General features: G+C 51.6%; 17 protein-coding genes. 10 read left to right on the top strand and 7 right to left on the bottom strand.

All coding sequences use genetic code 11. The features are described from left to right. Positions 1–70 precede the first annotated feature (70 nt). The 6 genes from zigA to MEALZ_RS03995 all read left to right on the top strand — a co-directional run bounded on the left by zigA (position 71) and on the right by MEALZ_RS03995 (position 4,638). Positions 71–1,312: a zinc metallochaperone GTPase ZigA gene (gene zigA / locus MEALZ_RS03970; RefSeq protein WP_014147316.1), complete on the top strand. Its 1,242-nt coding sequence runs from the start codon at positions 71–73 to the stop codon at positions 1,310–1,312. Positions 1,313–1,324: 12 nt separating this feature from the next. Further along, a complete protein-coding gene (locus tag MEALZ_RS03975) occupies positions 1,325–1,993 on the top strand; it encodes a DUF1826 domain-containing protein (protein ID WP_014147317.1) in 669 nt (222 codons plus the stop codon). A gap of 184 nt (positions 1,994–2,177) precedes the next feature. Next, positions 2,178–2,417, top strand: coding sequence for a hypothetical protein (locus MEALZ_RS03980; RefSeq protein ID WP_014147318.1), 240 nt, complete (start codon positions 2,178–2,180; stop codon positions 2,415–2,417). Beyond that, the gene (gene hisI / locus MEALZ_RS03985) at positions 2,414–2,860 is read left to right on the top strand and encodes a phosphoribosyl-AMP cyclohydrolase (protein ID WP_014147319.1); all 447 of its coding nucleotides are present in this window, start codon (positions 2,414–2,416) and stop codon (positions 2,858–2,860) included. The genes MEALZ_RS03980 and hisI overlap by 4 nt, the downstream gene beginning before the upstream one ends. Next, on the top strand, positions 2,857–3,855 hold the full coding sequence (locus MEALZ_RS03990) for a CobW family GTP-binding protein (protein WP_014147320.1): 999 nt from the start codon (positions 2,857–2,859) through the stop codon (positions 3,853–3,855). Before hisI ends, MEALZ_RS03990 begins: the two co-directional genes overlap by 4 nt. 6 nt (positions 3,856–3,861) lie before the next feature. After that, entirely contained in the window at positions 3,862–4,638 is a 777-nt protein-coding gene (locus tag MEALZ_RS03995) for a ZIP family metal transporter (RefSeq protein WP_014147321.1), read from the top strand. Positions 4,639–4,655: 17 nt separating this feature from the next. On the opposite strand, the gene MEALZ_RS04000 is transcribed toward MEALZ_RS03995, so the two are convergent. Together MEALZ_RS04000 and MEALZ_RS04005 are read right to left on the bottom strand one after the other, a co-directional pair. Beyond that, the gene (locus tag MEALZ_RS04000; RefSeq protein ID WP_014147322.1) at positions 4,656–5,069 is read right to left on the bottom strand and encodes a type II toxin-antitoxin system VapC family toxin; all 414 of its coding nucleotides are present in this window, start codon (positions 5,067–5,069) and stop codon (positions 4,656–4,658) included. 13 nt (positions 5,070–5,082) lie between these two features. After that, positions 5,083–5,310, bottom strand: a complete 228-nt coding sequence (locus tag MEALZ_RS04005; RefSeq protein WP_014147323.1) for a type II toxin-antitoxin system Phd/YefM family antitoxin — start codon at positions 5,308–5,310, stop codon at positions 5,083–5,085. A 109-nt stretch (positions 5,311–5,419) separates the two neighbouring features. Here MEALZ_RS04005 and MEALZ_RS04010 point away from each other — a divergent pair, with 109 nt between their 5' ends. From MEALZ_RS04010 to folE2, 3 genes are read left to right on the top strand one after another with little or no spacing between them, the layout of a single operon-like run. Further along, positions 5,420–7,093, top strand: a complete 1,674-nt coding sequence (locus tag MEALZ_RS04010; RefSeq protein WP_014147324.1) for a formylmethanofuran dehydrogenase subunit A — start codon at positions 5,420–5,422, stop codon at positions 7,091–7,093. Between the two features lie 2 nt (positions 7,094–7,095). After that, complete coding sequence (locus tag MEALZ_RS04015) at positions 7,096–8,058, top strand: CobW family GTP-binding protein (RefSeq protein ID WP_014147325.1); 963 nt, start codon at positions 7,096–7,098, stop codon at positions 8,056–8,058. Between the two features lie 56 nt (positions 8,059–8,114). Beyond that, entirely contained in the window at positions 8,115–8,927 is an 813-nt protein-coding gene (folE2, locus tag MEALZ_RS04020) for a GTP cyclohydrolase FolE2 (protein ID WP_014147326.1), read from the top strand. 357 nt (positions 8,928–9,284) lie between these two features. On the opposite strand, the gene MEALZ_RS04025 is transcribed toward folE2, so the two are convergent. The 5 genes from MEALZ_RS04025 to MEALZ_RS04045 all read right to left on the bottom strand — a co-directional run bounded on the left by MEALZ_RS04025 (position 9,285) and on the right by MEALZ_RS04045 (position 13,759). Then, positions 9,285–9,974, bottom strand: coding sequence for a hypothetical protein (locus MEALZ_RS04025; protein WP_014147327.1), 690 nt, complete (start codon positions 9,972–9,974; stop codon positions 9,285–9,287). A 350-nt stretch (positions 9,975–10,324) separates the two neighbouring features. Then, positions 10,325–11,044, bottom strand: coding sequence for an arginyltransferase (locus tag MEALZ_RS04030; RefSeq protein ID WP_014147328.1), 720 nt, complete (start codon positions 11,042–11,044; stop codon positions 10,325–10,327). Beyond that, on the bottom strand, positions 11,032–11,724 hold the full coding sequence (gene aat / locus MEALZ_RS04035; RefSeq protein WP_014147329.1) for a leucyl/phenylalanyl-tRNA--protein transferase: 693 nt from the start codon (positions 11,722–11,724) through the stop codon (positions 11,032–11,034). Before aat ends, MEALZ_RS04030 begins: the two co-directional genes overlap by 13 nt. Positions 11,725–12,012: 288 nt before the next feature. Continuing rightward, positions 12,013–12,966: a thioredoxin-disulfide reductase gene (gene trxB / locus MEALZ_RS04040; RefSeq protein WP_014147330.1), complete on the bottom strand. Its 954-nt coding sequence runs from the start codon at positions 12,964–12,966 to the stop codon at positions 12,013–12,015. Between the two features lie 145 nt (positions 12,967–13,111). Further along, positions 13,112–13,759: a DUF2959 domain-containing protein gene (locus MEALZ_RS04045; RefSeq protein WP_046061357.1), complete on the bottom strand. Its 648-nt coding sequence runs from the start codon at positions 13,757–13,759 to the stop codon at positions 13,112–13,114. Positions 13,760–13,910: 151 nt separating this feature from the next. Between MEALZ_RS04045 and MEALZ_RS04050 the strand changes: the two genes are divergently transcribed. Further along, entirely contained in the window at positions 13,911–15,491 is a 1,581-nt protein-coding gene (locus tag MEALZ_RS04050) for a peptide chain release factor 3 (protein ID WP_014147332.1), read from the top strand. Positions 15,492–15,558: the final 67 nt, after the last annotated feature.

Consider the following 15,558-nt stretch of genomic DNA (forward strand, 5'->3'; position numbering starts at 1 on the left):
GACACTGAAATTGCGATATCTTAAAGATATGTTATATTGTAACAATTAATTCAATACAAAGACCTTCCCAATGTTTATCGAAGACGCACCATCCAAGTTGCCAGTAACGGTTTTGTCCGGGTTTTTAGGGGCCGGTAAAACCACTCTGCTCAATCACATTTTGACCAATCGGGACAACCTCAAGATCGCCGTGATCGTTAACGACATGAGCGAAGTCAATATCGATGCCGCGACGGTCAAGAACGAGATCGAACTCAACCGTTCTGAGGAAAAACTGGTTGAAATGAGCAACGGCTGCATCTGTTGCACGCTGCGCGAGGATTTGCTAGTCGAAGTCGGACAAATGGCTCGCGAAGGCCGCTTCGATTATTTATTGATCGAATCGACCGGTATTGCCGAACCGATGCCGATTGCCGAAACCTTCACGTTTCGTGACGAAGAAGGCCGGAGCCTATCCGATGTCGCGCGGCTCGACACCTTGGTGACCGTCGTCGATGCGGTCAATTTCATGCGTGATTACATGGAAGCCCAATCCTTGAAGGAAGTCGAAGCCGAATTGGGCGAGGACGACGAACGCAACATCGCCGATCTCTTGGTCGATCAAATCGAGTTCAGCAATGTCATTCTGATTTCCAAGGTCGATCTGATCAGCCGCGACGAACTGGCCAATTTGACCGGAATACTGACGCATTTGAATCCCGATGCGGAAATTATCCCGATGATCATGGGACAAGCTCCGCTCGCCAAAATTTTGAATACCGGGAGATTTGATTTTGACAAAGCGTCGCAGGCACCCGGTTGGCTCCAAGAGATGCGCGGGGCGCATACGCCCGAAACCGAAGAATACGGCATCGCCAGTTTTGTTTATCATGCCCGCCGTCCGTTTCATCCGGGGCGTTTCTATGACTATCTGCACTACGGCGATTGGAATAACGGGACATTATTGCGCTCGAAAGGCTTTTTTTGGCTCGCGTCGCGGCCCGAATGGGTCGGTACCTGGTCGCAAGCCGGCGGCATCATGCAGCACGGCTGCGCGGGCCGCTGGTGGGCTTCAGTGCCGAAAAGCGAATGGCCCGAAGCCTATCAATCTGATATCGAAGCGCAGTGGCAGCCGCCGTTCGGCGATTGTCGCCAGGAATTGGTGTTCATCGGACAGAATGTCGATGCCGAACAAACTCGGCGCGAGCTCGATGCCTGTTTATTGACCGATGAAGAGCTCGCGGCGGGAGCCGAAGCTTGGCAACACTATCAAGACGATTTTCCGCCTTGGCTGGAAACGGCTGCAACGGAAGTCGAAGAAGTCATGTATTGAACGAGGTAAATCATGTCCGCCTTAGCCCAACCTCTATTTCGCGCGCCTTATTCGGAAGCGGTTCAGTCCGACGATTTGGCCGATTTAAGCAGAATCTATCAGGATGAAGTCAACCTATGCGTGATCGAGCGAAGCATCGATCCGCGTATCGAGTCGTTCATCGATTCATTGCTCGCAAGCCCTCAAGAAATCAGCGAGATTCATAATCTTTCGATCGCCGATTTCGATTTTAGCGGCTTGATTCCTCATGCATCGACTATCGACGGCTATCTTGAATTTTATCGCGACGCGGCGATGCTGACGACGCTGTTTTGCGATTTATTCGAGCTCGAGCGCGTCGGCTTGCGTTTGCGAACCCTCGACCGGCCGATGTGCCCGAAATTCCATGTCGATCATGTGCCGTGCCGCATGGTCTCGACTTACGGCGGTATCGGTACCGAATGGCTCGAAGACCGAGCGGTCGACCGCGCCAAATTGGGTATCAATACGTATGGCTTAAACGATAGGCAAGCCGGCGTAATTTTGGACGAATCCTCGATTCATCGAATGCCCGCATTTTCGGTCGGTCTGCTGAAAGGCAGCAATTGGGCCGGGAACGAACAGCACGGCGCGGTGCACCGTTCGCCGAATCCGAGCGAAGATTGCCCGCGACGGCTGTTATTGACATTGGATTTTGCCTAATGAACTTTACTGAGGAATATGCACACAATGACTTATACAAGTAATAGGCTTTGCGGCGGTTCAGTGACTCGCTTGAAAGGACGCCGTGAATACCTCCATGTAGGCTTGACGGCGGCTATCCCTGCCGCCGACACCTTTCAATCGAGCCACCGCCCCCCCTTCAACCAGTTGTCGAAGTTATATTATGCTCGTTCTTAACGGTATACCGTCTACCTACCAAGAATGGCGCCATTGCATCACCGTCGATTGCAATATTGCACTGACTGAGCCGTTTGTCGGCGAGCGGATTGCCATATTGAGCAATGCCGGATGCGAAGAAACCCGGCGCTTCGAGCAACTTTACGGCATAGAGCACCGAAAAGCCGTATTGGGTTGGTTCAGGCAGGCGCAACAAGAATCGACAAAGAAAATGCTGCATTCATGATCGAGCAAAACGAAAATCGTGATGTAGGCGAGGCGCTTCCGTGGGCCGACGTGTTAACCGGTCTGCCGTTCAATGAACAAGGCTTGGTGCCGGCGATCGCGCAACAATACGATACCGGTGAAGTCTTGATGATGGCCTGGATGAATCGGGATGCGATACTCGAAACCTTGCAGCACGGGCACGTCTGTTATTGGTCCCGGTCGCGGGCGAAATTGTGGCGCAAAGGCGAAAGCTCGGGGCAAATTCAAATGCTGAAAGAATTTTATTTGGATTGCGACGGAGACACTTTGTTGCTGAAAGTCGACCAACAAGGGCCTGCCTGTCACACTGGGCGGCGCAGTTGTTTTTACAATAGGGTGAGCGGTGATCGTGTTGAAGTCGTCAGCGCGCCGCTTATAGCGTCCGATCAATTATACAAACAGCCCCATGGAGCCGAATCATGAACGAAGCGAACGCATTCAATCCCGTACCTGTAACTATTTTGACCGGTTTTCTCGGAGCCGGGAAAACGACATTGCTGAACCGCATCTTATCGGAGGATCACGGTCACCGGATTGCCGTGATCGAGAACGAGTTCGGAGAGGAGGGGGTCGATAACGACTTGCTGATTCAAGGCGAAGAGCAGATCGTCGAAATGAACAACGGCTGTATTTGTTGTACCGTGCGCGGGGATTTGGTGCGCATACTCGGCGAATTGGCCGACAAACGCACGGCCGGTGGGGCCGAATTCGATCGCGTGATCATCGAAACGACCGGTTTGGCCGATCCGGCACCGGTCGCGCAAACCTTTTTCGCCGACCGGAATATTGCCGACTTTTACACGCTTGATGCGATCGTGACCGTGGTTGACGCAAAGCACGCCTCAAACCAGCTTGACGACCATCACGAGGCGCAAGAGCAAGTGGGTTTCGCCGATCGTTTGTTATTATCCAAAACTGATTTGGTAAGCGCTGAAGAGGTTGAAAATCTCGAAAACCGTTTGCGGGCGATGAATTCGCGGGCGCCTATTCGGCATGTCCATTTCGGTTCTTGCGACATCGACGAAGTACTCGACATCCGGGGATTTAATTTGCAGGCGATTCTGGAGGTCGAGCCGGATTTTCTCGAAGACGTCACTCACGAACACGACGATGACATTTCGTCTTTCGTTTATCGTAGCGACCGCGCTTTCGATGCGGCCCGGATCATGGCTTTCTTCGATGTCATGGTGCGAGTCTACGGCGAAGATTTGTTGCGCTACAAAGGCATCCTGCAGATCGAAGGCCAGGAAAACCGGATCATCTATCAAGGCGTGCACATGATGATGAATGCCGATTTCGGTAAACCTTGGTCGGCGGATGAAAAACGTGAAAGTGTGATGGTGTTCATCGGGCGCGATTTGCCGAAGCAGGCCTTTATCGACGCGATGGACGAATGCCGGGTTCCTGCCGTAGCGTAACTCCGTATGCCGATATCTGCCGAAGTCATTTTCTATACGCTGAGCGCATCGTTACTGGTCAGTCTCGTATCCCTGAGCGGTGCTTTCGTTTTTTACCTGGACCGGCAACTGCTCAAGCGGCTGCTGCCCTATCTGATCGCGTTGGCGGTCGGCGTTTTATTGGGCGACGCCTTCATTCATTTGATACCCGATGCGGCGGAACGCCAAGGGTCGATAGCCACGGTTTGTTTGACGACCTTGGCCGGCGTGTTTTTGTTTTTCGTGCTCGAGAAAATCGTACGTTGGCGTCACGACCATACCGTATTTGCCGACGACTCGATCAAGCCGATGGCGAAGATGAATTTGATGGGCGATGCGGTTCATAATTTTGTCGACGGTATTTTAATCGGCGGCAGTTTTTTGGTGGATCCCGTTATCGGGCTGACTACGACGCTTGCCATCGTCGTTCATGAAATACCGCAGGAGATAGGCGATGTCGGCGCACTGGTTTACGGCGGATATAGCCCTAAAGATGCCGTGCTGTATAACTTTTATTGCTCTTTGACTGTGGTCATGGGTGCGGTGTTTACTCTGCTGCTTGGGCAGTTTGCCGAGGCTTCGTTGATTTTGCTGCTGCCGATAGCAGCAGGGGGATTTATTTATATTGCCGCGACCGACTTCATTCCGGTATTGCATGAACATTCGAGCCTACGCAATCTTTGCGGACAATCGTTCGTGTTCGCCTTAGGCATCGGTTTTATGCAAGCGATCGTCGTACTCGAGGGGAATTTATTGATGCCGTGAAAAAGGTAGGCCAAGCTTTAAACCTGCTCTACGCGCAGGCCTGCTTGAATGGCGGCGGCGATCTGTCGTTTGTCGGAGGAAATGAAAACATCGGCTTGCAAGACGATGGCGCTGCCGATATGTATGGCATCCATTCCTCGAGGTGTGTTGTTTTCCAAGCTGGAAACGGCATGCATCAATACTTGCGGAGACAAATCGCAAATCGCTGCGTCTTCGATGTCGGCCATTAAAAGCGATTTTAGTTGTCGGTATTGAACATCGGTGATTTTGTTGTCACGGTATAAACGACAAAATGCCGAGATGATTTCCGGCAAGGCAATGCCGGATAAACCGATTTCTGTTGCTTTGTCGCACCATTGCAACACGCTATCGGTTCCGTGCTCGCTGATGTAGCGCTTTACAAAAGCTGAGCTATCGAAAAATACGCGCATGATTAAAGTCGATCTACAGCCCGGCTTCGCGCTCTTCAATAATCATCCGGCTGATCGAAACGCCATCGAGCACTAAGGGTTGGGCTTTTCGACGTCGCCAAGAAGGTAAATCCGCTGTGATCGGGATGATGTCGGCGATGGGTTTGCCGTTACGTAGGACCCGAACCGATTCGCCGGCTTCGACGATATCGAAATACATTTTTGCGTGGTTTCGAATTTCGGTGAAGTTTGCTTGTTTCATGGTTACCCTTATGAATAAAACGTACAAAATAATGCACAGTATAACGATGCTTGACCAAATGACTCAACCCTTGATTTCTTCTTCAGCAATCATTTAAGGAATTCACACCATGCTGATTCGACTCAAAGGCGGGAAGGTTTACGATCCTGCGCAAGCGCTCGATGGCGAGATTCGAGATATTTATTTCCGAGACGGCGTCATCGTCGACAAACCGGAAGCCGGAGCCGTGATCGATGCCGATTACGACATCGCCGGCCGTGTGGTCATGGCCGGCGCGATCGATATTCACAGTCATATCGCCGGCGGAAACGTCAATACCGCGCGGTTGCTGCTGCCGGAACAACACCGCAATTTCGTGGCACGCAAACTCGGTCACCGGTTCAGCACCTCCCGCTGGTCGGCGACCGAAACCGGTTACCGTTATGCCCGCATGGGTTATACCACCGTCGTCGAACCGGCCATACTGCCGATCAATGCTTTGGATGCGCATTTGCAGATGGCCGACATTCCGATCATCGACACGGCGGGACTCGCGATTCTCGGTAACGACGATTATTTGTTGCGCTTGATGCGGAGCGGCGCGTCTCAGGCGCAAATCAACGATTACGTCGCCTGGACCTTACATTCGACGCGTTGCCTCGGCTTGAAAGTCATCAATGCCGGCGGAGCGAATGCATTCAAGTCCAATGCCCGCAGTTTCGATCTGGACGACGTCGTTCCCGAATACGGCGTGAGCTCGCGTCATATTTTGCAAACCTTACAGCGTGCCGCGTGCGAGGTGGAAATTCCGCATCCGGTGCATGTGCATTGCAACAATCTGGGCATACCCGGTAATGTCGATACCGCATTAGCAACGATGGAAGCGGCTCAGGGCCTGCCGATGCATTTGGCGCACATTCAATTTTACGGCTATGGCAATGAAGGAGACCGGGGCTTTTCGTCGGCGGCCGCAAAACTGATCGACGGCTTCAAAAAGCATCCGAACATCACGATGGACGTCGGCCAGGTTTTGTTCGGGCAAACCGTTACGATATCCGGCGATGTGATCGCGCAATACAGCCGCAGGAACGATGCTTCGCCGAATAAATGGATCGCTTGGGATGCCGAATGCGAAGGCAGCGGCGGCGTCGTGCCTTACCGTTACAAAGAAACGAGTTTCGTCAACAGTCTGCAATGGCTGATCGGCCTGGAAATCTTCTTGTTGGCCGAAGATCCGTGGCGCCTATTTTTTACGACCGACCATCCGAACGGCGCGCCGTTTACGATGTATCCTTACCTGATCCGCCTGTTGATGGACCGCGATTACCGCTTGCAATGCCTCGAACAACTGAATCATGAAGCGGTATCGATGAGTCTGCTGAAGGATCTCGACAAAGAATTTACACTCTATGACATCGCCGTGATGACCCGAACCGCCGCCGCCCGTTTGCTAGGCTTGCCGGACCGGGGGCATTTGCGGCCCGGCGCCGTGGCCGACATTGCCGTATACCGCGAACAAGCCGATAAGGCGGCGATGTTTGCCGATGCCGAACTGTTGTTCAAAAACGGCCGGTTGGCCGTGCAAAACGGGACGGTCGTCGAGCGGTACAACGGAACGGCACAAGTTGTTCAGCCGCTTTTCGATCACCGCATCGAACGCGATTTGCAAAATTATTACGACCGCTTCTACAACCTTGGCCTAGCTAATTTTATGGTTGGTGACGTCGGTGCAGGGCAGACCGATAGCGAACGTTTCCGTGCGCATGCCTGCGGACGTCCTTATTTAGCAGAGAGTGCCGGTTGATCATGGTTTCTTCGAAAACGATTGAACGGATACCCGTGATCGTGATGAGCGGTTTTCTCGGCAGCGGCAAAACGACGCTATTAAATCATCTGCTCCGCGCCGCACCGCATTCGGCTGTGATCATTAACGAATTCGGCTCGACACCGATTGATCAAGAATTGCTCGCGGAGCATAAGATCCCGTTAACGACGTTGTCGGGTGGTTGTTTATGCTGCCAAGTGCGCGGCTCGTTGGCGCCGATGTTAAAAAATCTGCGCATGGCCTACGATGCAAAGCCGGTCAAACCGTTTAGCCGTATTTTTATCGAAACCAGCGGCGTGGCGAGTCCCGAGCCGATTCTCGATACGCTGTTGAACGAACGCTGGCTGGCGCCGCGCTATCGTTATCAAGGCATGATTACAACCGTTTCCGCGTTGGCCGCCGAAACCTATCTGACGCGCTTTCCCGAAGCTCAAGCGCAGATCGTCTGGGCCGATAAGCTCGTACTGACCCAAGCCGATTTGGCCGAGGCGGCGCAAGTCGAACGCGTGCAAAACCGACTGAACGAATTGGCGCCGTCGATTGCGCATCTCGAATCGGCACAAGACGCAGGTTTGGCGGAGGCGCTACTCGAGTTCGGCAGCTTATTTCGCCCGATTGCTCAACCTCGGTCCGGTGATTTACTCGAGCACGGTTTCAATAGCGTGTCATTGCAACTGGAACAGCCGGTTGCTTGGGCGCGCTTGCAAGCGGTGCTTGAAATACTGCTCAGCGACCCGCAAAGTCATATCGTCAGAGTGAAGGGCGTGATTTTTACCGAAGAACACGATGGGCCGATGGCGGTCCACGGCATTGCCGGCCATTTGTTTCCGCCGGCGCCGATGCCGCTGCGGGAGAATGTCGATAACCGAGGGCGTCTGGTTTTTATCGCCGGCGGCGATATCAAGACCCTGGCCGAAACCGTAATGAACGCGTTGCGGCAATGAGGTGTCGAAAGTTTAACCGATCCGGGCTATCAATATTTATTTCAAGGAATTCATCGATGAACAATCAATCAAACATCCCAACTTCGGAAAATGCCATCGTCGACGTACAAGGCATTGCCGATTCGCGGCGTATTGCGATCGACAAGGTCGGCATCAAGGCGATTCGCCATCCGATACGGGTCAAGGATCGGTCGGTCGGCGAACAGCACACGATTGGTCTATTCGATATGTATGTTAATTTGCCGCACGACTTCAAAGGCACGCATATGTCGCGCTTCGTCGAGATTTTGAATCAACACGACCGCGAAATCAGCGTCGAATCGTTCGGTTTGATGCTCGAAGAAATGGTGCAGCGCCTGGATGCACAGTCGGGCTATATCGAAATGCAATTTCCGTTTTTTATCGACAAAGCCGCGCCGGTCAGCGGCGTGCGCAGCTTGCTCGATTATCAAGTGAGCTTGATCGGCGAAATTGCCGGCGGCGAAGTGCAAACGCGCATCAAAGTTGTTGTTCCGGTCACCAGTCTTTGCCCGTGTTCCAAGACCATTTCGGACCGGGGCGCGCACAATCAACGTTCTCATGTGACGTTGACAGTACTGATCAATGATTTCATCTGGATCGAAGAGTTGATCGACCTGGCCGAACAAGAAGCGTCCTGCCAAATTTACGGTTTATTGAAACGCCCCGACGAAAAATATGTCACCGAATACGCTTACGACAATCCCAAATTCGTTGAAGACATGGTGCGCGATGTCGCCGCCCGGTTGGAAGCGGAGCCGAGGATCAGCGCCTATATCGTCGAATCGGAAAACTTCGAATCGATTCATAATCACTCGGCTTATGCATTGATCGAGCGGGATAAGCGGTAATTTTTTGGCCGTTAGGAATATGCGTAAAATAGCATCTACAAGCATTACGCATTGTGACGGTTCGGTGACTCGCTTGGCAGGACGCCTCCCAGTACCTAAATTCCATAAATCATTGGCAATGATTCAAAATCATGGCTTATTTAGGTGTTGCTGAAACTTGAAGCGCGAAAAGTATATATTCTTGCAGGTAGGGCTGTATTGGGTGGAAAAATATTGGCTCGTCAGCAGGGGGGGCACTGAGCCTGGAAGGGGAGGGACATAGCTTTGCCTTAACGGTATTTTAGAAAATCGTTGGGTTGCTTGTGGAGTATTATCAGGCTGCCGGTTGTTGTTCCGGCAGCCTGCCAGGTATTGGGTCTACTTGGCCATTGTTTGTGCTTGTTTTAGCATTTTAATAAATATTTGACCGAATGTTGAGGGTTTGGTGTTTTTAGGGTCTTCCTGATCATCTTGTATAGCGGCGCTAGCCGAAACAGGTTGGGGGCAAGGCTGTAGCGATTGTCTTTCACCTGTGAATCGGCCTGCGATTCTTACTCGTGCTCTGCCGGGCATTCCTAGGTCTTGCATTGGAACAGTAAGTCCCAGTAAAAAATTGCCTCTGATCACATTGCCGTCGTTGGAAACGTTGCCGTTGAATCTTTTTGTCAGATTGTACGGTAATCCAAATTCGTCAAGCATTCCAGCCAATTCGTCCATATCATGGACATCAACACTAAATCTCCGGCCTCTTGCCATTTCCCATGTGCCGTTAAATCCGGCGGGTACCTCGATATCCTCTCCTCCGAAATTTTGTAATAAGTCTAAAAGCGGTAGCGGCATAAAATAATCGCCACCCCAAGTAAAACTATGCTCCATTCCCAAAAGACCCGCGCCCGGTAAACCTACATTGACTCTCACCAGGCGAGGGATATTAATTGCTATCGACAAATTACCCGTATCCCAACTATAGCATCCTTCGGGGTAGGGTTGCTCCGTTGCCGACGCTGTACTGCTTAGCCCTAAGATGATTGCGAATAGGGCTGCTTCGATTACGCTTTTGAGTTTCATAACAGATCTCCTTTATTGCTTTATGTAAATACCATTACGGCATTTATTTTCATCCGATTTAAGTAGTCTATTACTCTTATTATCTGAGAAAGTCAATGTAAATATTAGTTCGGGTTGCCATGGTACGCGCAGCGTAGCCTCCGGGCTTTGCCTTCTGCGGGACGGGTTATTCAACCCGTCCCCAACGTTTCGGTTTGCCCTAAACATTTCGGCTAACTTCGGCCAAAGTCAAAACGTTTAGGACGGGGTTGCAAACCCCGTCCTGCTAGGCTTTGCCTACGGTTGGAATCTATGTGCAAATCGAAATTATCGATAAAGACCCGCAGGATACCACCTTTAATATTCCGGGTTTAGCAGCTAAAATCGAACGCTTGCCAGACATTATCGATCAGCAGTTCTATCGGTTGGTATTCGATCTTGTAGGCCATTTTTCGGCAATCTTTGATCCAAAAGCCCAGATACAGCCAGTCCAGTTTCAATTGCTTGGCCCATTCGATCTGCCAGAGCACGGCATACATGCCGGGGCTTAAATGCGAGAAGTCCGGGTCGAAAAAGGTATAGACCGCCGATAGCGCGTTATCTAGCCGGTCGATAGTCGCGACTGCGATCAATTGTTCGTCAATCAAGAATTCCACGAAAAAAGTATTGCACCAGCGGCTGCCCAAAAAATTTAAATATTCCTCCGGGCTTGATTTCGCCATGCTGCCGTCGCTATGGCGGCTGTCTTGATAGCGCAAATACAGGTCGTAATGCGCTTGTTCGAACCGAGCCGGTTTAATGACGGTTTGCGTGTTTTGATTTTTCTTTAAGCATCGTTGTTGATTGCGTTTGGGTTTGAATTGGGCTACCGGAAGCCGGGCAGGGGTGCAGGCTTGACACTGCGGACAGCGAGGGGCGTAAACATAATCGCCGCTACGGCGAAAGCCTCGTTCGATCAAGCGTGAATAGAAGGCGTTGTTGAGCTCGAAGGAAGGATGCACGAATGCCGAGCAGGCAATCCGGTCGTCCAGATAACTGCACGAATGCTTTTCGGAAAGAAACAATGGTATCGTGGTCGTCAGTTTTGCCATGCGTCTGTCGAAGGTTTTGCCGGGCAATAGCGTTTGAGCTGCGCGGAAAATTCGGAGCGGGGGATTTCCTCGGCGCCCAGGCTCAGCAAATGCTGAGTTTGTACTTGGCAGTCGACGAGTCGATAGCCCCATTGTTTTAATTGTCTGGCCAAGGTCACGAAGGCAACTTTGGAGGCATCGGTTCGTTTGTGAAACATCGATTCGCCGAAAAAAACTTGGCCGATCGCGACGCCGTACAAGCCCCCGGCCAGTTCGCCGTCGAACCAAGTTTCTACCGAATGAGCCAAGCCTTGATGATGTAGGTCTTGATAGGCTTGCATCATTTCATCGGTGATCCAAGTCCCTGAAGACGCTTGGCGCGGCTCGGCGCAGCAAGCCATGACTTGATCGAAGGCACGGTCGAATGTAACGGTGAATAGTCCTTTACGCAAGGTTTTGGCAAGGCTTCGGGAGATATTCACCCGGTCCGGAAATAAAATCAATCTGGGGTCGGGCGACCACCAAAGGATAGGCTCGCCGGGGTTGTACCACGGAAATATTCCGTTTCGATAGGCATTGAGCAGGCGTTCGGTAGATAAACATCCGCCTAGCGCCAGTAAGCCGTTAGGTTCTTCGAGGGCTTTATATAGCGGGGGAAACGGCTGATTCGAACGAAACGGGTCGAGTACGGTCAATTGCATGGTTTCATGGCTTTATCGAGTGATTGTCCTTAGGGTTCCGCCGGTTTTGCATTGTTCCCATGTTCTGCGCTCATACTTCTTATAGTTGTAGGGTACGCTGCGCGTACCTTCATGCTGTTAAGCGCCGAGTCCTACCCGGATTAAACCATAAGCGCTTGTTTGGCATTGGTGGGCTTGTCAGGGTACGCATAGCGTACCCTGTGCCGGTCTTTAATTCGCCTCGAAAGCCTGTCTTCCATGGCGGAAGACGGGTTGCCCATTAATCGAATGAAATCCAAGGTTGCCGTATTACTCCATTTCATCCAAGTATTTCTCGGCATCCAGCGCTGCCATGCAGCCCGCACCAGCCGAGGTAATGGCTTGTTTGTAGACGGCATCCATCACGTCGCCGGCCGCGAATACGCCCGGTACGCTGGTCGCGGTCGCGTTGCCTTGCAGGCCGGTTTTAACCTTGATGTAGCCGTGTTCCATCTCGAGTTGGCCTTGGAAAATGTCGGTATTGGGCGTGTGGCCGATCGCGATGAATACGCCATGCACATCCAATTCCTTGGTTTCTTCGCTCTTGGTGCTTTTTATTCGGATACCGGTCACGCCCATGTCGTCGCCGAGCACTTCGTCGAGCGTATGATCCCATTCGATCACGACATTGCCGTTTTTCGATTTTTCGATCAGTTTCTCGGACAGAATCTTTTCCGAACGGAATTTGTCGCGGCGATGCACGATCGTCACTTGCGAGGCGATGTTGGACAGGTATAGCGCCTCTTCAACGGCGGTATTGCCGCCGCCGATGACTGCAACGGGTTTGTTTTTATAGAAGAAGCCGTCACAGGTCGCGCAGGCGGACACGCCTTTGCCTTTGAAGGCTTCTTCGGATTCCATGCCTAAATATTTCGCCGAAGCGCCGGTGGCTATGATCAATGCGTCGCAGGTATAAACGCCGGAATCGCCGGTCAGTTTATAAGGGCGCGCCGATAAGTCGGCAGTATGGATATGGTCGAAAACGATTTCGGTGTTGAAGCGCTCGGCATGCTGACGCATTCTTTCCATCAGGTCGGGGCCTTGCAATCCTTCGACATCGCCGGGCCAATTATCGACGTCGGTCGTCGTCGTCAATTGGCCGCCTTGCTGCATTCCGGTGATCATGACCGGGTTGAGATTGGCGCGCGCCCCATAGACGGCTGCGGTATAACCGGCGGGGCCGGAACCCAAAATCAAAAGGCGGCAATGTTTAGTGTCGGTCATGAAAATGTCTCCTGCAATTGAGCTGTATCGAAAATAGTCCGATTATAACTGTCCGAATAACTTCTGTCTGTAATGCTAATTGGTTAGCAGTTAGCAGTTAGCAGTTAGCAGTGAATAGTGAATCGGCGCTTCTATGTATGGCCGGCTATTTGCTTTCCATTGTCTTGATGAAGGCGTTTGCTTCGTTGATCGACTTTTCCATTGCGGTAATCAGTGCCGAGACGTCCGATTGTATCGATCCTAATTCGCCTTTGAGTGAGGCGATTGCCTGTGCGTTAAGATTGTGCTTTAAGTACAATACCTGGTCCTTGAACACCGACAAGACCGGTTCGATTCGGGATTCGGCTTGTTTCATCGCATTGATGAGCTGTTGATAATGCACTTTTGTCGCATCGAGTTTTTGCTGGCTGTTTCGTTTTAGCGTAGCGCTGCTGTATTCTCCGATCTCCTGTTCCCACTCGCGGAATAGCGCACCGGATACGTCCTCGATCTCGCGGATACGTTTGTTGACCTCGTTGGCTTTTTTTACGCTGGCTTCGTATTCGCCGTTGAGTTTCTTGTAGGTTGCTTCGAGATTGCCGCCCTTGAAATCGGTCAATGCGGTAAATTGTTCCAATGCGGTTTTGAACTGTTCCTTGGTCTCTTCTTGCGTGTCACGGGCTTTCTCGACACGATAAACCATGAGGTCCCGTTTCGGAATGCCAATTTTTTCGAGGCCGCTGTAATACAGACTCGAGCAGGCCGACAGACTCATGAATACTATAGCGGCGATCAAACGATATAAAACGGTCATAGTTTTTTCCATTAATGAGTTTTTCCGATGTTTCATTTAAGGCTACCTCTACCGGCCAAGCCAATTTGCGCCATTATATTGAAAATACAAAGGAATTGATAATACGGTATAATTTTCCGTTTTTATCCCATCTTTCATTTATTGAACATCCATGTCAGAGTTACTTTCAGAACTGAACCGCAGACGCACTTTCGCGATTATCTCCCATCCCGACGCCGGTAAAACCACGATCACTGAAAAGTTATTGTTGTTCGGGGGCGCGATTCAGTTGGCCGGCTCCGTCAAAGGGCGAAAAGCCGAACGTCATGCGACTTCCGATTGGATGCAGATGGAAAAAGAGCGGGGCATCTCGGTTACCACCTCGGTGATGCAGTTCGAGCATAAAAACAGCATCATTAACTTGCTCGATACGCCAGGGCACGAAGACTTTTCCGAGGATACCTATCGCACCTTGACTGCTGTCGATTCGGCGTTGATGGTGATCGACGTCGCGAAAGGCGTCGAGGATAGAACGATCAAGTTGATGGAGGTCTGCCGTCTGCGCACGACGCCGATTTTGACCTTCATTAATAAGCTGGACCGGGAAGGGCGCGAGCCGATCGAATTGCTCGACGAAGTCGAAAGCGTCTTGCAAATCGAGTGCGCGCCGATGACTTGGCCGATCGGCATGGGCAAACGTTTCAAAGGAGTTTACCATCTGTACAAGGACGAAATTCATTTGTTCAGTCCGCAGCACGCCGGCAAGATCGCTCAGGCCGAAGTGATCAAAGGGCTCAATAATTACCACTTGGATGAGCTGCTGAAAGATCAGGCCGACGAATTGCGCGAGGAAATCGAATTAGTGAAAGGCGCGAGTCATGCATTCGATATGGATAAATATTTGAAGGGCGAGCAGACGCCGGTTTTTTTCGGTTCGGCGATCAACAACTTCGGTATTCTCGAATTGCTCGACGCGTTCGCCGAGTATGCGCCGGCACCCTTGCCGCGAGAGACCGAGCAACGGGAAGTGCGTCCCGACGAGGATAAGTTCACCGGTTTCGTTTTCAAGGTTCAAGCTAACATGGACCCCGCGCACCGCGACCGCATAGCGTTTTTACGCGTTTGTTCCGGCAAGTTCGACAAAGGCATGAAGATCTACCATGTCCGTGCCGGTAAAAATGTCCAGGTCGCCAATGCGCTGACCTTCCAGGCCGACAGTCGCAAAAACGTCGAAGAAGCCTATCCGGGTGATATCATCGGCCTTCACAATCACGGCACGATACAGGTCGGCGATACGTTTACGCAGGGTGAAACGCTCAAATACGGCGGTATTCCGTATTTCGCACCGGAGCTTTTCAGGCGCGTCGTGCTGAAAGACCCGCTACGTGCAAAGGCGCTGCAAAAAGGTCTGGTGCAATTGACCGAAGAGGGCGCGACGCAGTTGTTCAAACCGCTCAAGAACAACGATTTGATTCTCGGTGCGGTCGGCGTGCTGCAGTTCGATGTGACCGCGCACCGGCTGAAGACCGAATACAATGTCGAATGCGTCTACGACAACGCGCCGATCGCAACGGTGCGCTGGGTCAGTTCTGATAAGCCGGCAAAACTCGAGGAATTCAAGAAAAAAGCCTTCGAGAACCTCGCCGAAGACGGCGGCGGTTTCTTGGTTTACGTTGCCAGCAGTCGCGTCAATCTGCAATTGACCGAGGAGCGTTGGCCGGATATCAAGTTTAGTGCGACGCGGGAGCTATGAATACAATTTCAATCGACATTTAAATAGCCTATATAACTCCATGTTTTGCCTTTTATTATGAAACGCC

The sequence above is a fragment of the Methylotuvimicrobium alcaliphilum 20Z genome (assembly GCF_000968535.2).
Lineage (GTDB): Bacteria > Pseudomonadota > Gammaproteobacteria > Methylococcales > Methylomonadaceae > Methylotuvimicrobium > Methylotuvimicrobium alcaliphilum.